15 protein-coding genes, 2 pseudogenes and 1 riboswitch are annotated in these 19,021 nt (G+C 41.1%); of the genes and pseudogenes, 7 read left to right on the forward strand and 10 right to left on the reverse strand.

The window, feature by feature from the left end; translation table 11 throughout:
• Nucleotides 1-47 precede the first annotated feature (47 nt).
• Nucleotides 48-1,013, forward strand: a pseudogene (locus NDQ71_RS08625) (HD-GYP domain-containing protein); the annotation flags it as partial.
• A gap of 47 nt (nucleotides 1,014-1,060) precedes the next feature.
• On the opposite strand, the gene NDQ71_RS08630 reads toward NDQ71_RS08625, so the two are convergent.
• Together NDQ71_RS08630 and NDQ71_RS08635 are read right to left on the reverse strand one after the other, a co-directional pair.
• Nucleotides 1,061-2,089 (reverse strand): general secretion pathway protein GspB, encoded by a 1,029-nt coding sequence (locus NDQ71_RS08630; RefSeq protein ID WP_301562595.1) that lies wholly within the window; start codon nucleotides 2,087-2,089, stop codon nucleotides 1,061-1,063.
• A gap of 13 nt (nucleotides 2,090-2,102) precedes the next feature.
• Nucleotides 2,103-3,020, reverse strand: a complete 918-nt coding sequence (locus NDQ71_RS08635; protein WP_192541419.1) for an ExeA family protein — start codon at nucleotides 3,018-3,020, stop codon at nucleotides 2,103-2,105.
• Between the two features lie 128 nt (nucleotides 3,021-3,148).
• Here NDQ71_RS08635 and NDQ71_RS08640 point away from each other — a divergent pair, with 128 nt between their 5' ends.
• A complete protein-coding gene (locus NDQ71_RS08640) occupies nucleotides 3,149-4,258 on the forward strand; it encodes a tRNA nucleotidyltransferase (RefSeq protein WP_301562596.1) in 1,110 nt (369 codons plus the stop codon).
• Nucleotides 4,259-4,267: 9 nt separating this feature from the next.
• On the opposite strand, the gene NDQ71_RS08645 is transcribed toward NDQ71_RS08640, so the two are convergent.
• The 4 genes from NDQ71_RS08645 to NDQ71_RS08660 form a co-directional block, all read right to left on the reverse strand.
• The gene (locus NDQ71_RS08645; RefSeq protein ID WP_192541421.1) at nucleotides 4,268-4,777 is read right to left on the reverse strand and encodes a DUF1566 domain-containing protein; all 510 of its coding nucleotides are present in this window, start codon (nucleotides 4,775-4,777) and stop codon (nucleotides 4,268-4,270) included.
• The gene (locus NDQ71_RS08650) at nucleotides 4,774-6,447 is read right to left on the reverse strand and encodes a DUF1566 domain-containing protein (protein ID WP_301562597.1); all 1,674 of its coding nucleotides are present in this window, start codon (nucleotides 6,445-6,447) and stop codon (nucleotides 4,774-4,776) included. Before NDQ71_RS08650 ends, NDQ71_RS08645 begins: the two co-directional genes overlap by 4 nt.
• Before the next feature lie 94 nt (nucleotides 6,448-6,541).
• On the reverse strand, nucleotides 6,542-6,874 hold the full coding sequence (locus NDQ71_RS08655; protein WP_192541423.1) for a hypothetical protein: 333 nt from the start codon (nucleotides 6,872-6,874) through the stop codon (nucleotides 6,542-6,544).
• 16 nt (nucleotides 6,875-6,890) lie between these two features.
• Nucleotides 6,891-7,619, reverse strand: a complete 729-nt coding sequence (locus NDQ71_RS08660) for a DUF2982 domain-containing protein (RefSeq protein WP_301562598.1) — start codon at nucleotides 7,617-7,619, stop codon at nucleotides 6,891-6,893.
• Between the two features lie 246 nt (nucleotides 7,620-7,865).
• Here NDQ71_RS08660 and NDQ71_RS08665 point away from each other — a divergent pair.
• From NDQ71_RS08665 to msrA, 3 genes and pseudogenes are all read left to right on the forward strand, one after another.
• Nucleotides 7,866-8,793, forward strand: a pseudogene (locus tag NDQ71_RS08665) (efflux RND transporter periplasmic adaptor subunit).
• Nucleotides 8,794-8,796: 3 nt separating this feature from the next.
• Nucleotides 8,797-11,895: an efflux RND transporter permease subunit gene (locus NDQ71_RS08670; protein WP_301562599.1), complete on the forward strand. Its 3,099-nt coding sequence runs from the start codon at nucleotides 8,797-8,799 to the stop codon at nucleotides 11,893-11,895.
• Nucleotides 11,896-12,026: 131 nt separating this feature from the next.
• Nucleotides 12,027-12,563, forward strand: a complete 537-nt coding sequence (msrA, locus tag NDQ71_RS08675; protein WP_301562600.1) for a peptide-methionine (S)-S-oxide reductase MsrA — start codon at nucleotides 12,027-12,029, stop codon at nucleotides 12,561-12,563.
• Between the two features lie 99 nt (nucleotides 12,564-12,662).
• Here the strand turns inward: msrA and NDQ71_RS08680 are convergent, their stop codons facing one another.
• Entirely contained in the window at nucleotides 12,663-14,504 is a 1,842-nt protein-coding gene (locus NDQ71_RS08680) for a TonB-dependent receptor (protein WP_301562601.1), read from the reverse strand.
• Between the two features lie 33 nt (nucleotides 14,505-14,537).
• A riboswitch (cobalamin riboswitch) is annotated at nucleotides 14,538-14,705 on the reverse strand.
• 173 nt (nucleotides 14,706-14,878) lie between these two features.
• A complete protein-coding gene (locus NDQ71_RS08685; RefSeq protein WP_149981372.1) occupies nucleotides 14,879-15,361 on the reverse strand; it encodes a YajQ family cyclic di-GMP-binding protein in 483 nt (160 codons plus the stop codon).
• Between the two features lie 153 nt (nucleotides 15,362-15,514).
• Between NDQ71_RS08685 and NDQ71_RS08690 the strand changes: the two genes are divergently transcribed.
• Both NDQ71_RS08690 and NDQ71_RS08695 read left to right on the forward strand, forming a co-directional pair.
• Nucleotides 15,515-15,868: a VanZ family protein gene (locus NDQ71_RS08690; RefSeq protein ID WP_301562602.1), complete on the forward strand. Its 354-nt coding sequence runs from the start codon at nucleotides 15,515-15,517 to the stop codon at nucleotides 15,866-15,868.
• The gene (locus tag NDQ71_RS08695) at nucleotides 15,861-16,760 is read left to right on the forward strand and encodes a ketopantoate reductase family protein (protein ID WP_301562603.1); all 900 of its coding nucleotides are present in this window, start codon (nucleotides 15,861-15,863) and stop codon (nucleotides 16,758-16,760) included. Before NDQ71_RS08690 ends, NDQ71_RS08695 begins: the two co-directional genes overlap by 8 nt.
• Nucleotides 16,761-16,789: 29 nt before the next feature.
• Here NDQ71_RS08695 and thiI read toward each other — a convergent pair whose 3' ends face one another.
• The gene (gene thiI, locus NDQ71_RS08700) at nucleotides 16,790-18,247 is read right to left on the reverse strand and encodes a tRNA uracil 4-sulfurtransferase ThiI (RefSeq protein ID WP_283710101.1); all 1,458 of its coding nucleotides are present in this window, start codon (nucleotides 18,245-18,247) and stop codon (nucleotides 16,790-16,792) included.
• Nucleotides 18,248-18,349: 102 nt separating this feature from the next.
• Nucleotides 18,350-19,003 (reverse strand): TetR/AcrR family transcriptional regulator, encoded by a 654-nt coding sequence (locus tag NDQ71_RS08705; protein ID WP_064667970.1) that lies wholly within the window; start codon nucleotides 19,001-19,003, stop codon nucleotides 18,350-18,352.
• Nucleotides 19,004-19,021 lie beyond the last annotated feature (18 nt).

Here is a 19,021-nt window from a genome sequence, read left to right on the forward strand (position 1 = left end):
GCCCGCCGGTCGCTACCGAAACTGTAAAAGTTGTCCCACCAAAACACCGTGATCCATGGCACACAACACACAGTGTTGAAAAAGAGATGGATAAAGCGTTAAAACTCTACACCGAAGCAAAGCAATTACAAAGCAAGGCATTCACCGACATAAAAGCCGGTAACACTATAGATATCGCGCCATTTAAAGAGCTTGCAAGTGGCTTTATTGATTCTGTATTTCGTAACCAAGATGCCCTTGCCTGCATAACCCGAATGCGTGAAAAGGATACTTACCTGCTAGAGCATTCGATTAATGTATCTATTTTGCTCAGCATTTTTGCCAAACACTTAGGCTTTGATAAAGCACTGATTGAAGAGCTTGCCACCGGTGCGCTATTACATGATATTGGTAAAATTCAGATCCCTGACGAAATTCTTAATAAGCCAGGCAAACTGACTGATGATGAATATAAAATCATGCAAAATCATGCCCTGTTTAGTAAGCAAATTTTAGAAAAATCAGGTCTTAAAGGTATTGCCGTCGACATCGCCGGGTATCATCACGAACGATTAGATGGCACAGGTTACCCGTTTGCAAAGCAAGCCGATGAAATTAGTCAATATGTGAGAATGGCATCGATTGTTGATGTATACGATGCCCTAACCGCTGAGCGTGTTTATAAAGCGGGCATGGAGCCAATCAAAGCCTTTAAAATCTTAAAGGATGGTTGCCCTGATAGCTTTGATGGCGAGCTATTAACTAAGTTTATTCAGTGCATTGGTATTCATCCAGTTGGCACGCTAGTTAAGCTATCCAGTCAAAAAGTCGGTTTAGTGACCAAAAGTAACCCTAGTAGCCCGCTAAAGCCGGTGGTAAAGACCTTTTATAATGCAAAACACGCTCATTACACCGAAGTAACCGATATTGATCTGGCGCATAATCGTGCTCAAGATAGTTTAGAAGCAGCCGTGAAGCCTGCCGATTTTAATATTGATTTAATTCGTTTTTTTAAGCATTCAATTTTACCGTAATTATCACCGAAAACGAAATTAGCCTGCGCGAAGTAGCTATATAATCTTCACTCGGGCCAATCTTGCAGCGCTTTTAAACTAAATTCATAGTCATCAAAACTAAGTACCGTTTGCTCTGGGGTGATCTCCAATACTCGTAAATCACCAATGCTATCGCCTTCATATAACTCACGGTTATTAAGTTTCACCCAACGCTTATCTTGCGATGATGAATAAATATGAGCTTGGTATTTAATATCTGGGATTATCGCCAGCAAGGCATCCGGCAATAACTCAATTGGCTGCGCATAAGATGAGTTTTTAGTGCCTTGGGTTATTTGGTGCGGCCTTGTATCTTGGGTGTCTTCGATGGCACGGGCAAAGGCATCTTTTAGTGCTGTTGGTACTGTTTCGAGTTCCTCATCACTTGCTGTTGCTGGTTTTGCCTTCTCACTAGCAGGCTCACCGATAGGTTTACCTAATACCTTGTATTTACTCATATCGATATTATTGGCACTAGTATTAATGGTTGGCTGCATTTGCATTGTATTCGGATTGTATTGCTGTTGCGGTGCTGCATACACTTGCTGATAGCCATTAGGCGTTTGCACTAGCATAGGCTGACCTTGCGGGTAACTAGGCATATTGTTTACTGGCACTTGCACCCATTGATATTGCCCTGCAGCTTGTTGATATTGCTGAGGCTGAACAAACTGCTGCTGTGGTATAGGCTGCGTGCTGGCAACTTGCGTTGGACTCGTTTGTGTTGGATTAACTTGTGCGGGATTGGTTGGCGCAGGTGTAGATTGCTCAGGCTCGACAGTAGTTGGGGCTTTTTCAGCTGGTTCTACTGCTTGCTTATCAACAGTCGTTGCCACTTGTTCAGGGGCATTTAAATGATTTGTTTGTAACCATTTACCAATTGAAAATCCCGCCATCAAGGTCAGTAAAAAAGCAACTAACAAACCAAGCGAAATCGCAATAAAACGATAGCGTTGCAACTCTTGCTGTTGTTTTAATTGCTCAGCGTTTCTATCATGCACAGACGCTTCGTCATGTTGTTCGGATTGTTTTAAGGCGTCTAATAAATACGACATATATGACCATTAATTAAAAAATAAACGACAAACCAATACCCATACTGAGCACGGTTAAAAATGCCAACGGGTAGAGCCAATTAAACGACGACTGCGGCGCTAAACTAACCGCACTTAACGCACTCGGCGGTAACGCTTCTTGTGCAGAGCGCATCACTATATCACTATCAATCATGGTTAGCTGCTTAGAAAAGGCCCCCATTAAACAGCGCTCACATAATAAATTCACTAAACGCGGGATACCCGCCGTCACTAAGTGAATTGTTTTTAATGCATCATTCGAGAATAACCCGCGATCGCAGCCTGCAACATATAAACGATGTTTAACATAAGCAAAGGTTTGCCCCTCGGTTAATGGTAATAAATGGTAACGTGCGGTGATCCGTTGTGCTAACTGGCGTAACTCATTACGTTTCAGTAAGGCTTGTAACTCAGGTTGGCCAACTAACACGATCTGCAATAATTTTTTATGATTGGTTTCGATGTTAGTGAGTAATCGCAACTGTTCAAGTACATCAGGCGCAAGTAGCTGCGCTTCATCAATAATTAAAATAGTGTGACCACCAGCTTGATGGTTCGCTTCAAGGTGCTTTTTGATTGCATCAGTTAAGGTTTTTAAAGTGGCATTTTGCTGATCATAAGCAATGCTAAATTCATCGCAAATACTAGCCAAGAGCTCCAACTGCGACAAAGCAGGGTTATGGATCAAAGCCACTTGGGTATTCTCTGGCAATTGCTCTTGCAAGCTACGGGTAAGGGTAGTTTTTCCTGTGCCCACTTCGCCAGTAAGTAATACAAAGCCTCCCGCTTCACCTAAACCATAGGTTAGGTGAGCCAAAGCCTCTTTATGACGTTCGCTTAAAAACAAATACTGTGGGTTTGGCGCGATTGAAAATGGTTTTTCTGACAAGCCAAAATAGCTTAAATACACCCTGAATTTCCTTGCTGAGTAAATCAGCGTCTATAATGGCAAAAAAATGCGCTAAGTGAAAACCTTGTTAGCGTTTTATTAGTTAAATAACGTAAAATAGTTTGCACAGTTACTATTCAGGGTGAGTTATGCAAATTTATTTGGTAGGTGGCGCGGTTCGCGATGAACTACTTGGGCGAGTTATTAAAGAGCGCGACTACGTAGTTGTAGGAGCAACACCAGAACAATTACTGAAACAAGGCTATCAGCAAGTCGGTAAAGACTTTCCGGTATTTCTACACCCACAAAGCAAAGACGAATACGCCCTCGCCCGTACTGAACGCAAACAAGGCCAAGGGTATACTGGGTTTGTCTGCGAATTTTCAGCGGATGTCACCTTAGAAGATGATTTACATCGTCGCGATTTAACGGTCAATGCCATTGCTAAAGCGGATGATGGCAGCTTAATCGACCCTTACGGTGGCAAACAAGATTTAGAGAATCGTATTCTGCGCCATGTATCCGAGGCGTTTAGTGAAGATCCGCTGCGTATCTTACGTGTTGCACGATTTGCCGCACGCTACCACTATTTAGGCTTTACCATTGCCGATGAAACTAAAGCGTTATTAACTCAGATGATCAACCGTGGCGAGCTAAAGACACTGACCGCAGAACGTATTTGGTTAGAGTGTGAAAAGTCCCTCGCTGATGGTGCATTTGCTGAATTTCTAAATATTTTAGCGCAATTAGGCGCACTCAGTGCGATTAGCCCAGCTTTAGCGAGTAACTGGAACGATGAATTATATCAACAACTAAAAACCCGTTACGCATACGCACAAAGCCAAAATATAACAACACAGGCATTATTGTTTGCACAAGCCACCAGCTCGTTAACCGCCGATGATATCAAAGCCATTAGTGAAACGATTCGTTTACCTAATGACGTACGTGATCTCGCATTACAACTTAATGCCCATCAAGCAATCTTAACTAGCCCAACAATCACCGCTGAGCAATTACTCAACTGTTGTAATCAACTCGATTTATGGCGCCGCCCAGAGCGATTTGAGGCTGTACTTAAAGCTATTGAGATTAATCAAGCCGCCCTTCTTACAAACCAACAACAATTTTTAGCGGCAACCAACGCAGCAAGAGCAATCAACCCGCAACAATTTATTGCCCAAGGAATTAAAGGCGCGCAAATAAAAACCGCGCTAGAGCAAGCGCGGTTAGAGGTATTTCAGCAGTATTTAAGCTAAATGACGGCGTTACTTTTCATAGCGTACAAGGCGTAAATACACAAACGAGGTTTTAGCATGTAAGCTGTTAAGGCCTCTATCAAAGGTATATACCCAGGCCGCGGTTTTATCAGCAATAGCTGATGTACTAGTCCAATAGTTTTCACTTAGGTTGCCCAAAAATACGCTTTCATTAATGCTAGGTGTTACACAACTGTGCTCTAAAATACTGGCAAGCTCTTTATTATTAGGTACTTGCCAATCTTTATAAGCTCCTGTGCGGTCGTTTACCGCGGCTCTTAATGCTTCTTGCCAAGTAACTTTGACAATGCTGTTTAAACAGCTATTGGTTGTTACATCATAGCTTTGCCCATAACTACATGTTTGCCACATAAGTCCGGTGATACTGTCGCTAACCGTACCATCTGTGTGTAGTGTAAAACGCGCTGTAGGCGTTGTTTGTGTTACACCGTCATAGCAGCTTTGTACTGCCATTGCGGCAGGGCTCAGTAACAATAAGCCAATTAATAATGATTTCATTGTGCTGCTCCTGCGGTTCTAACTAAACGAACAAAGGCGGTGTTACTTTTTGGATAAGCCAAATCGTTCCCGTCGCTCATATCAAATATATACGCTTGCGATAAACTGGTGCCATCGACTGCGGTTTGTGAGGTCCAATAAATGAGTCCATCCGCGAGTAAGTTACTATTAGGCGTATTGGGAAAGTAGTTTTCATCAAGCAATATTGATTGCCCATGCTTGCCATAATTAAGTAACGTTAATAGTTCAGTGTAAGTTGGCACTCGCCAGTTAGTACCGCCACAGTAATCAAGAGCATTAACTTCATTAACATACTCTTGCAGATTACAATTACCGTTATTAGAGCAAGTACTATTAGCTGTTCCGAGCTCACTCTCCGGTTGTACACCATCTTCACTATTTAAATACCAGGTATAATGATTTTGCCCTTCGCGAAGTTGCGTGTTAGGTAAAGTGCCAGTATTAGGACTTTTTACTTCCCAAATCAAACCAGTCACGTTATCGCGAATACAACTAAAATTAGCAGCGCTATCTAATAACTCATCGGCAAACTGATTTAGTTTTGTAAAATCAAAAGCCTGCTCACCTTTACCCACTTTTTCAATATGCGAGCCAACCCCACTATCACGCCCTACAGAAGCATCTTGGCGAGGAAAATCAGGACTGCTGCACGCTATTTCTTGGGTATTGTTATAGCATTTACTCATCCCAGTATCATTGATAAGACCCAGCGCTTTAGAGTTAACTACAATATCCACACTGTCTTTATCAGTACGGCCTTTACTGTCGGTCACTGTTACTTCAAAAGTATGCGTGTTAATCGCTTCGGTTGCCGGTGCAGTGAAAGAAGTAATACATTGCTGTTGGTTATCAAGCACCGCTGTGCCTGCAGTTTGCTGCCAAAAACACTTAAATGTTTCTGTTACAGTTTCTGAAGCGGTGGCATCTAAGGTCACTGTTTCCAGCTCAATAACATTCTGATCGGTACCCGCATTGGCAATAATGACTTCACTGGTTTTATTTAAGGTATGTGAATACTCGGAGCTTGACTCTCCCCCTTCATCATCCACTACTGTTACTAACCACGTAATTAAAGTATTAGCATCGAGCAGCGGATGCACAAAACTAATTGTCGCATTGCTGCTACTGTCTACAGCAAGGGTTGGGCCTGCAATTTGTTGCCAGTTGTAACTGTTAATTTGGCCGTTTTCATCAGGATCTATTGAGCCTGCTGCGCTAAGGGTAATTATATCTTTATAATCAGAAGGTAAGGTTGCTGGTGCGGTTTGAGTAATAATAACTTGCGGAAGCTGATTATTTGATTCTATTTTAATTAGTAAATCATCACTGACTAATTGACCATCAGTGGTTTGATAGCTAACACGCAGTAATAATTCGCTGTCGGCTTTAATGTCTGGGGCGGTTACGGTTTGTAGTGCACCATCAAGCGGGAAGCCGTCAATTATGGGGCCACTGACTCGCTGCCAAGTAAAAGTGCCATCGGCAGGAGAGCCTTTGGCTTCAATGGTAAACTCACTTTTTTCAATAATTTGCTGATCATTGCCTGCAAATACGGAGGCGGCCACAACCGGGTTATCATTTCCCCCTCCACCGCCACCACATGCGGCTAATAAAGTTAAAAGTGGGGCAATTATCAAGCGAGATTTCATCCACTGCTTCCTCATTAAATTCGAAATTACATAACAGTAAACGCTATGCCAATAAGTTTATGAAGCAATTACAGTGCCATTTGAGAGAAAAATATTATAAATAACTATCTTGGTGAATGCGGACAAATAACTTAGTCCCTATTTTACTGTAATCTATCTTGTATTCACGGCCATCCAGAGCCTGAATAAACAGTAAACGCTTTTCTTCGCCAAACACATCAACACTGCTAACATAAACAACTTCTAAATAACGTTCTTTAGCTTCACGGCGGTTTTTTGGCAGCTCTTCTTTAAATGGCTCTAAACCATGCTGAGTTACTTTGATTTTTGGGTGTATTTCAGAGTTCACGATCACTAAATCGAGTTTTTTATCTTTGTGGATAATGGTGTTTCTGCCACTTTTAATAAAAGATCTTTCTTGGCTCATCGCTTCATCCTACTAACTAACGCCTATCATCAAGCGTCTTTCTCTCTAATTGAGATTCTATAAATACTTTTGGGTTATTGCGCCACGCATTTAAGTTACGGCTAAAGTCCCAAATACTACTATCTAATACACTTGCAGGTAACAACAAATCATATCCGGTTAATTGTTGTAAGTGCCGCATCCTGTTGGCAAACATGGCTATCAGGCCATTAAAGCTGCGCCCATGCACTGAAGTGTAATGATTATCTTCAACTAGCCATTCTGATGGGCAATTACCATTTTTGCAATGTTTTTGAATTACTTGCATAAATAAATGTCGCTGCTCTATCAGTAATTTACCCGCTATTCTTGGCGCTAATTGTGATAAAAATTCATCTGTATTATTTAGTTTAATACCTACCGCATTTAACTCAAGCTTTTCAAACTGTTGCTCTACTGTAGGGATCCCACTGTGATGGAAATTTTCTTGCTTAACAGACCAATAACCATATTTGTGCTGATAAATAAGCTCTTGTTCTGTAATAACTAAACTATAAAATGGCTCTTGAGTTTTTAAAAAACCAACAAAAATTGCCGCTAAACATAAACTTACCAAAAAGATTTCTAAAATACTAATTTCACCGGGGCGCAATAAATTAAACAGCATAATAAATATAAGCCCTATTGCCCCAACGGTAAGAATCTCAATGCCATTGCGCGCGCCTTGTGCGCGTAGTTTCAACACAGCTAGCTTACGTTTAACCATAGCGATAAAAAAATATATAAAAAGCGTACATAACTATAGCCCAAATAATCAATTTACGTATTTTCAAACAATGTGAACATTTGCTCGTTAACTTCATAACTCCCTCATTTATAATTACAAAACAGGAACAAATTGATAAATACTTTAACTTTTACGCCTAACCGACAGATTTATGAGATACGCGACAGCTATTCCACGCTGTTATTTTGTACACTAGAGGCAATTAATTTTCCGGTATTTTAAAAAATGTATTCAAAGCAATCTGGCAAAGCGCTATTTCCATTTATTATTACTGTACTTATTGGCCTGTGTGTTTACCTTTACTTGCCAAGTAGTCAAGGTGAACAATCTGATTTTACGGCAAGTGTAACCCAAGTTACCGCGCACACTGTATCAAGTGAAGAAAATGCTGTGCTAATTGAGGCTATCGGCAGCGCGCGTGCGAATCAAGCGATTTATATCAAAAGCGCACAAAATGATTACGTTACTGACATTTATTTCAAAGACGGTGACTTAGTTAGCAAAGGCCAAAAACTAGTACAGTTACAATCATTGCAAGAAGAACTGACAGTAAAAGAGCTGGCAATCAACTTACGTGAAGAAAAACGTCAACTTGAACGCTTAACAGAGCTATCTCGCTCACAGGCCACCGCAAAATCATTATTGGAAGAACAACTTTCTCGCGTTGATGCCACCGAAGCGCAGTTAGAAAATGCCAAAACAAAACTCTCAGAAATGACCATTACTGCGCCATTCTCAGGTATTTTAGGGAAACGCCAGATTTCAATTGGTGCCTATGTAAATAACAGCACTATAATTACCAGCTTAGATGATATCAGCATCATCAAGGTAGATTTTAAAGTGCCTGAAAAATACCTCGCGCAATTAAACGTAGGTATGAAGGTCATGACTCAAAATGACGCTTACCCAGAAAAAACATTTACCGGTAAAGTCACCCACGTTAGCGCTCGCATCGATGCAATTACCCGCAGTGTTGAAGTAACCGCAAGTTTTTCAAATTGAAGACGGTATAGCCACCAAAGTAGAAGTTAATGTTGCTGGTCGTCACAACGGCTGGGTAGCCATTGATGAAGGCATTAGTAATGGTCAACTAATTGTTACAGAAGGAATTATTAAAATTCGTTCTGGTAGCAAAGTGTCTGTGAAGGGGTAAACCGTGAAAATTACTGATACCAGTGTTAAACGCCCCGTTTTTGCGATTGTAATAAACTTATTGCTACTCACTTTTGGTTTAGTGGCATTTTCCATGTTACCACTGCGCGAATATCCTGATATTGAATCACCCATTGTCAGTGTTAGCACTGAATATACCGGTGCTTCAGCCGAAATTATTGAAACCAAAATCACTCAAGTGCTCGAAAACCGTATTTCCGGTATTGAAGGCATTAAAAGCATTAACTCATCAAGTCGTAATGGTCGCTCTAATATCACCATCGAATTTAATATAAGCCGTGATATTGATGCCGCATCAAACGATGTACGTGAGCGTGTGGCACGTGCTCTTGACAGTTTACCTGAGCAAGTACGCCCGCCTGAAGTGTCAAAATCTAACAGTGATGAAAGTCCAATCGCTTGGTTCTTACTCAACAGTGACACTATGGACTCCTTACAGCTTTCTGATTATGCGCAGCGCTTTATTGTCGACCGCTTAGCCGTTGTTGATGGCGTATCGAATGTACGTGTGGGCGGCGAGCGTAAATATGCCATGAAAATTTGGCTCAACCGCCAAGCTATGGCAGCGCGCGGTATCACCAGTAGTGACATAGAAAACACCTTACGCACTGAAAATGTTGAATTACCGGCTGGTGAAATAGAATCTATCGACCGTGATTTTACCGTGCGCACTGCGCGTAGCTATAAAGAACAACGTGATTTTCAAAATTTAGTCATCAAACGTGGTGATGATGGCTACTTAGTTCGTCTTGGTGAAGTGGCTGACGTACATTTAGAAGCTGCAGATGATGAAAGCTTATTCCGTGGTAACGGCCGTAACATGGTGGGCTTAGGGATTGTAAAACAAGCGAAAGCCAATACACTTACGGTGGTTGATAACGCCCGAGCAGAACTTGAAAAAATCAAACGTAACTTACCAGAAGGCACAACCATTCAAGACAGCTATGACTCATCAATCTTTATTAAAGAGTCGATAAACGAGGTATACAGCACGCTCGCCATCTCAATGGCTTTAGTAGTGTTAATTATTTTCTTATTTTTAGGCAATATTCGCGCTACCTTGATCCCCGCAGTGACTGTTCCGGTTGCGTTAGTCGGCAGCTTTATGTTCTTACTGGCAATGGGTTACTCTATTAACTTATTAACGCTACTGGCGCTGGTGCTGGCAATTGGTTTAGTGGTTGACGATGCCATTGTAATGCTAGAAAACATTCACCGTCGTATTGAATTAGGCGAACCAGCCCTACTGGCTGCCTATCGCGGCGCCCGCGAAGTTGGCTTTGCCATCATTGCCACCACCTTAGTATTGATCTCGGTGTTTGTACCTTTAGTCTTTATGGATGGCCGTATAGGCGCTTTATTTACTGAATTTGCCATGGCGGTAAGTGCCGCAGTGTTTTTCTCGAGTATTACCGCATTAACACTCTCTCCTGCGCTGTGTTCATTAATCCTTAAGCCCTCGTCAAAAGAAGGCAAGTTTAGCCAATGGATGGACCGCATTTTTGACAAAATTGAACAAAGTTATAAGAATGCGTTAACTTCAAATATGACCCGCTCAGGAGGCTTAGCAATAACCTTATTGCTCGCTGGTTTTGTTAGTTATGCATTGTTCCAACAAATTCCGTCAGAGCTGACTCCTAAAGAAGATCGCGGTACTTTCTTCTTAATGATGAGTGGCCCTGAAGGTGCAAGTTATGAAAATAACGCGGCAAATATGGCTAAAATTGAAGAGCGCTTAATGCCATATTCTGAATCAGGCGAACTAAGCCGTGTGTTAGTGCGAGTGCCTGGTTGGGGCGGCACTGGCGGTGTTGCCATTGTTGGCATGGCAGATTGGAGTGACCGAAAACGCTCAACCTGGCAAGTAATGGATGAGATCAGTGGCAAAATGGCTGAAGTGACCGATGTGCGAACGTTTGCCATTATGCGTAGCGGTATTGGCGGCGGTGGCTCATCTCGTCCTATTGAGTTTGTACTACAAGGTAACGATTACGACCAGCTTGCTGATTGGCGCGACCGCATTATTAAACGTGCCGAGGAAAATCCAGGCTTAGTACGAATCGATCACGACTATAAAGAAACATTCCCGCAATTTTTGATCAGTATCGATAAAAATAAAGCAGCGGATTTAGGCGTGTCGGTGTCTGATGTGGGTCGTACTCTTGAAACTATGCTTGGCCAACGCCGTGTTACCACTTTTATAGATCGCGGTGAAGAATACGATGTGATTTTAAAAGGTACCAAAGCAGATTTTAAAGATCCAACTGATATTTCAAATATCTATCTAAAATCACGCAGTGGTGAATTAGTCCCACTAGATAGCTTGATCAGCCTGAAAGAAGAAGCTACGGCATCTCGTTTGAATAGGTATAACCGTATGCGTGCTATCACCCTTAGCGCCAACCTTGCAGATGGTTATACACTCGAACAAGCGCTTAACTTTTTGAATGAAGTAGCCGCGCAAGAGAACGATATAGAGGGTGCGGTTGATTACAAAGGTGAGTCACAATTATTCTACGAAGGTGCTTCAGCTATGACCTACGTGTTTATTCTAGCGCTTACCGTTACCTTCTTGGTGTTAGCAGCGCAATTTGAAAGCTTTGTGCACCCGTTTGTTATTATGCTTACAGTACCACTTGGGTTAATGGGTGCCATGTTTGGTTTATGGTCTACGGGGCTTACTTTAAATATTTACAGCCAGATCGGGATTGTAATGTTAATCGGCCTCAGCGCTAAAAATGGTATCTTAATTGTTGAGTTTACCAACCAGCTGCGCGACCAAGGCATTGAATTTAGTGAAGCAATATTACAAGCAGCAACCATGCGACTACGCCCTATTATTATGACCTCATTAACCACGGTAATGAGTGCCGTGCCGTTAGTGTTGGCATCTGGCCCTGGCGCTGAAAGCCGTATGGTAATTGGTGTGGTGGTATTTACTGGTGTTATTGTCGCAACCATACTGACGCTATTTGTAGTGCCTGCGGCCTATTATGCGCTGGCTAGAAACACGCAATCACCTGAGTTTTTACAACAAAAGCTTAACCAACAAGAAGCTGAAAAGCCGCTTAAAGAACTATAAGCAAAAGCGTTGCTGCGCCCGCAGCAACGCTTCCCTATACCAACTTAAAATTCATGAAATAAAACCCTGCTATTGCCGTTCTTCTGATAGGCTAGAACATGTTCGCAACTTAACGTTTTCGGGAGTAACTAATGAGCAAAACAATGGCAACAGCAACCTTTGGCGGTGGCTGTTTTTGGTGTATCGATGCCGCATTTAGACGTGTGAGAGGCGTTTTACAAGTAAGCTCTGGCTACACAGGTGGCGAAACAACGGATCCAACCTATAAACAAATTTGCACAGGGCTGACAGGCCATGCCGAAGTAGTTAATATCGAGTTTGATAGCAACCAGATAAGCTTTGACACCTTACTCGCAATGTTTTTTACGTTGCACGACGCCACACAACTTAATCGCCAAGGCAATGATGTAGGCACGCAGTATCGCAGCGTTGTTTACTATCACAGCGCAGAGCAACAAGCCCAAACGACTGACTACATTGCTAAGTTACAAAGCCAAATACGCGAAGATATCGTCACCGAAGTAAGTCCTGCAACTACGTATTACCCAGCAGAGCAATATCATCAAGATTATTACAACGAAAACCCTGAGCAGCGCTATTGCAGTTTATTGATTGCACCTAAACTGCAAAAATTTGCGAAAGACTATAAACAGTTTTTAGGGGATTAAGTAAAGTCCAAGGTTAAATAAACATTTATATCTCACTATAAAAAAGCCCATCACGCAAATGTGTTGGGCTTTTAATTTGAGCTAAAATTTTAAATTTACTTAGAACTGGTAGCTGGCGCCAACAAAGAACTGTCGTCCTGCAGCATTGTAGCCTAGTAGTTCACCATTTGTAGCAGTCCCGACAGCAGCAGTAAAATATTTTTTATCAGTAATATTCTCAACACGAGCTTGCAGCGATAAATCATCCATCAGTTGATAATTAGCCGATAAATTAAACATAGTAAATGCAGCAAGATCACGATCATAAATTGAAGGGCGCGACGAACGATATTGCATTACTAAGTTGACATCAAAATCGCCCCAGCTTTTGCCAAGCGTATAATTGAACATTTCAGAGGGTCTGCGCGGTAAATCAGTATTGGTTGTTTCATCTTTGGCATCTAATAAGCTCAAATTAACATTATGTTGAAAGCCAAAACCTTCAAACTCGGCTGATAATTCAATCCCCTGCATAGACACTTTATCAATATTAGTTGCTACCCATTTACCTGTGTCTGCATCATATTCGTTAGTAATTAAGTTATCGATCTTGTTGTCAAAAATGGCAATATCATAACGACCCCATTGCGTATCTATAGTAACGCCAAATTCATTATTAACTGACTCTTCCGGTTTAATATCACTATTAGGGGCATACCATTGGCTATCAGTGACAAATGCATTGATCAATGATGGTGCTCTAAAGGCTGTACCATGACTTAACCGTAGCGTTACGTATTTATTTGCTCGATAGCCTAAAGCTGTTGTGTAAGTATTTGCACGACCATGAAAGTCATAATCATCGGTTCTTACTACTGCGTTTCCTAACCAAGTATCATCGTCATAAAATACGCCAACGAAGAGTGCTGTGTTATCACGCTGTTCTTCAGATGATTTTGCCGAAGAGTCTGATAAGTCTTCATTTAGAAAGTTAACACCGCCTGTAATATCAACGGTATTAGTTAGCGTATATAAACCACTGTACTCAAATTCAACTCGATTTGTGCTGTAAACTTGCTGCTCTTCTGTCCCTGTTTGAATATTCTCTTCTTGAGAAATACTCACAGAGGCGCTTTGAGTATAAATTGCGGAGCTTTTTTTCCAGCCTAATTTAGCGGTGTAGTTTTCAAAGTCATAGGCGTCATTACCCCATGCATTGTCATACTGACCTTGGCCTTCGCTATACTGGCTTAGCAAACTAAATACTCCGGCATTTTCAGTTTGATATGCTAAGTTAAAGCCAATATTTTTATTGGTATAGCCGTCGTCATCGTGATCTTTTGTTACTGGCTGTGATGGATCTTTACCTGTTACATCATAGCCGTCAGTATTTTCATAGCCTAAGTTATAATTAAAAGTAACAGCATCTTTTACAATTCCGCCTGCTAACTGGTAGTTTTCATAGCTATCAGTACCCAATGTAGCAGATAGTGTATTATTAGTTGCTTGACGAGTAATAATATTGATCACACCAGCGACAGCATCAGAGCCATAAATTGCAGCTCTGGCGCCTTTTACAATCTCAACTCGCTCAATGCTATTAACGGGAATATTTGTTAGCGATACACTGCCAGAACTTGCATCACTAACACGTACACCATCAACTAGCACCAAGGTATACTTTGCTGTGGCGCCACGCACAAATACATCAGCATTTTGACCAAAGCCACCGTTGCGCACAATATCAACACCTGCAATGTTGCTTAGTATTGATGGTAAGTCTCGATAGTTATTTTTCTCAATATCACTGCGCTCAATAACAGTAACACTGGCAAGAACATCAGTAATTGATTGCTCAAATTTATTGGCTGTGACGGTAAGATGCTCAATTGATTGCTCTGCAGACACAGAAAAAGATAACGCAGCAGCAATTGCTACGCCTAGAGTAGATTTGTTTAACATGACTTCCCCTGACCCGCGCCCACCGCACAAGTGATAGTAAATTGACTTCAAGGCCGGTCTCCGGACTTAACATAGTTACTTGCGTATATTATGTATCACCGTTGCGGGGGCAGTGTTGGATTGTATTTGTATCCTACAAATAGCACCAACTTCCCGATTATCTTGCTGTACCTATCAACAACCTTGAAAAGTAACTACAAGCACCTTAAAAATAGGTGGTTATTGTGATTATTTTAGGGGGAAAAGTCAATGGACGGCTATACATCTAAATGTACTAGGTTTTAGGAATCATCATAAGTTCTAAACTAAAAAAGCCAAACTACATTGCTGCAATTTGGCTTTTTCTAGCACTTAGAAACCTAGCACATAGCTTTCTAATCTCTAAAGTTTTTAAACTGGAACGGTTGCCCTAAATCGGCACTACGCACAACTTGCATGGCTTCTTGTAGGTCATCACGCTTTTTGCCAGTAACGCGTACTTCCTCACCTTGAATAGCGGCTTGTACTTTTACTTTAGAATCTTTAATGGCTTTAACTACTTTTTTAGCCATGTCTTTTTCGATACCTTGCTTTAGTGCAACATTACGAAATACATTTTTACCAGCACGAGAAATGTCTTGTAGCTCTAAACTTGATACGTCCATACCACGCTTTGAGATTTTGCTGGCAAGAATGTCAAATAACTGCATAACTTGTGAGTCAGCTTCGGCTTTTAACTTTATTGTTTTATCGTTAAGTTCAATCGACGCATCAACACCTCTAAAATCAAAACGGGTTTCTAATTCACGGTTTGCATTATCTACAGCATTTTTTGCTTCGTTCATTTCGACTTCTGAAACAATATCAAATGAAGGCATAAGTCTCTCCTAACAAGATTTTTTAAAATTAATATGAGGGGATTATAACGCCTATTTTATAAATCTTTACATTTTTATGCGCTTTGTTCAGGTGCTATACGAAATTTGTTTGATATACTGCGGCTCTATTTTTAAACGATTCTAGGACTTATCGTGACTCGGCGTGTTTATCAAACTCTATTTTTAATTAGTATGCTGGTGTTTACCTTCTTATTTGCCCGTGATTTTAGGGGCGTTGGCGTGTCCTCCTTGCCTCATTTAGATAAATTAGTGCATTTTGCAATTTTCTTTATTTTAGCGGCTTTCATGGTCAGAGCATTTAAGCTGCCCGTTTATATACATCTAACATTATTGGCGTTTTATGGTATTGCCATCGAGCTTATGCAAAGTACAATTCCTTATCGTAGCGCATCCATTGCAGATGTGATTGCTGACTTTAGCGGTGCTGCCTGCTTCTTCTTGTTATATGGCCTATATTCACACTTTAAAAAGAATCAAAATGGCTAATATATTTATTGTTGGCGATGGTGCGATTGGGCTGCTCTACAGCTACTATTTAGCTCAGCAGCACTCAGTAACACTCATCAGTAAGCAAACGCAGTGTAAGCCTCGTTTTTACCAGCAACATCACACCAAACAAGCGATTAATTGCCAAGTGATAAACCTTGTACAATTAACCGCAAGCACCCAAATCGACACCGTTATTTTTGCTGTCAAAGCACACCAAGTCGCCAGTGCATTTAGTCAGCTAAAGCCATTTTTAAGCACTCAGTGCCAAGTGATTTTATCTCACAATGGCATGGGCAATGTTGATGAACTCAATGCCGAGCTGACGCAAAAGCAAGGGCTGTACTTTTTAACAACTCGCTTGGCGGGTTATAAAAATACGCCTTTTAGTGTATTACATACTGGTATGGGTGACAGTGTTTTAGGTGATTGCAACTCTTCAGCCAAAGTAAAACTGCCTGACGTTAAACATCTATTAGCTAACATACCGGCATTAACAACGACTAACAACATACAGCAGTTACGCTTTGAAAAACTATTAGTTAACATTGCTATTAACCCGCTCAGTGCCCTAAATAATGTAAAAAATGGTGAATTACGTGCGCCTAAGTTTAGTAGACAAATCATGAATTTATTAGCTGAGGCATGCAACATTGCCAAAGCACTTGGCATTAACGTAGATTTAGCACAAGCCCTTAATAGCGCCTATCAAGTGATGGCTCACACCCAAGCTAATTACTCTTCCATGCATCAAGATTTTCATCATCAACGCGAAACAGAAGTGATGGCGATTTGTGGCTATATTTGTCAGCAAGGACAAAAACTCAATATTGATACGCCGTATAACGGTGCTTTATTAACTGCAATTTTCGACACAAAAAAGCGCGATTAAAATCGCGCTTTTTTGAACGACTACCAGCCTTATGGGCGATAAACTTTCACGTTAGCAAAGCCGCTGTCATGTAAAATAAGCGCTTGCAGTTGACTCATTACACCTTTGGCACAGTATAAGTAATAATCTTTGTCTTGTGGCAAATCACCAAATTTAGTCGCTAGGCGGAAGAACGGTAAGTGCACAACCTCAATCCCGTCGATTTCCAGTGGGTTGGTGTCTTCTTCTTCCGGTGAACGAATATCAACAACAACAGCTCCTGCCGGTAAATCAGACACTGACTCAGCCTCTTTAAGCTCCTGTTTTGCTTCAACATCGATATCACGCACATCCATAATACGGGCATTTTCAACCACAGTATTGAGCACATCAAAGTCAAACTTTTGCTCTTCAGCTTCTACAACGGCAATTTTAGCTTTTACCGTTGGCTTTTTAGAGATAACACCACAATATTCAGGCATGGTTTCTGCCATTTCAGCAGTACCAATTTTACGTGCGATATTTATAATTTCTTGTTTATCGTGCTGGATGAGCGGGCGTAAAATAAGTGTTTCAGTAACACGGTCAATCACACTTAAGTTTGCTAAAGTTTGGCTTGAAACTTGACCAAGACTTTCACCAGTAACTAATGCTTGTATCCCCATTTTTTCAGCAATTTGGCTTCCTGCGCGCATCATCATGCGCTTTAAGATCACACCCATTTGACTGTTTTCAACATTTTCTAAGATTTCAGCAACAACTGGTTCAAAGTCAACGCTGATAAATTTAACTTTATGGGTTGAGCTAAACTGTTTCCAGATATAGTAACTGGCTTGTTTAACGCCGATTTCGTGGGCCGCACCACCTAGATTAAAGAACAAAAAGTGGGTACGAGCGCCTTTACGGATCATTTGATAACTAGCAACGCCTGAGTCAAAACCACCTGACATTAACGACAATACATCTTCTTGGGTTGGTAATGGGAAACCAGCCATGCCATGATGAGTGTGCGTTACGATATACGCTTTATCATCTTTAATTTCGAGACGAATAGTTACTTCAGGGTTTTTCAATCTGACGCTGGCACCATCTACGTGCTGATTTAAACCACCACCGACATAACGCTCTACATCTGTTGATGTGAAATCGTGCTTGCCTTGGCGTTTACAACGCACACAGAAGGTTTTGCCCACTACAGTTGGGCCAACCATATCTAACGCTTTTTCATATATATCGTGGAGGTTTTCGTAACTGGTTTCGGTTACTTCAATAAACTGCACAATACCAGGGATGCGTTGTAAGCCATCGATAAAATCAAGGCGCATTTGCGCGTCATCTGATTTAGTCACAACCGATATATTATCCCAGTTATTTTGTACTTGTACTTTTTCGTCAAGCTTACGTAATACAATTTTAATGTTGTTTTCTAACAACTTAGTAAAACGTTTACGCACAGAGCGGCTTTTAATGGCTATTTCAGGATGGAGTTTGACGATAAATTTAAGCATAGTTTACTCGTTAGACAATATTTAGGATTCACGCACCCACGTGTTGGGCGCGCGATTATAGCAAAAAATCTAACGTCTAGGAAATAAACAAAAGCTCTATGCTTAGCTGGCTGGTTCAGCTTGTGCAGCGAGCGCACTATATTTTTCGCGTAATAAGTTAATTTGCGGAATACTTTGCTCTGTAGCAAAAGCTTTAAAAAGCGCTAATACTTTTAAAATACCGTTATAAATATCTTGCTGCATGAGTTCGCCGCTTAAACGTCTGGCTTTAATATAAGGAGTCCAAAAACTGACGGTGATTTTTAACATATGAGCAAGTTCAATGGCATCTTCATCGTCGATGGTGATCATGCCACCTTCGCGCAGACCAATTACCAGTTCGCGCACTTGGCTTAGTAAAGCGGCTTGAAATTCAATGTAGTCTTTTTTCAATACTTCATCGCGAGATAAAATATCCCCCAAATTGTCATAGAAAAAATGAAACCGCCACATCAATTCAAACAAAGCATCAAGGTATCCAGTTAAGTGCGTGAATGCTTCATCATGCTTTGCCATTGGCACAAATTGTGTGTGTAAATGCTGGCTGTATAATGCGAAAATATGCCGAATGATGTCTTCTTTATTTTTAAAGTGATAATAAAGATTACCGGGGCTGATCCCCATATGAGAAGCGATATGGTTAGTCGTTATTGCACGCTCACCATGTTGATTAAATAGCATAATGCTAGTTTTAATTATTTTATCCTTGGTACTCATATCCTGCTACTCTAGTTG

Source organism: Pseudoalteromonas sp. KG3, from assembly GCF_030436385.1.
Classification (GTDB): Bacteria; Pseudomonadota; Gammaproteobacteria; order Enterobacterales; family Alteromonadaceae; genus Pseudoalteromonas; species Pseudoalteromonas prydzensis.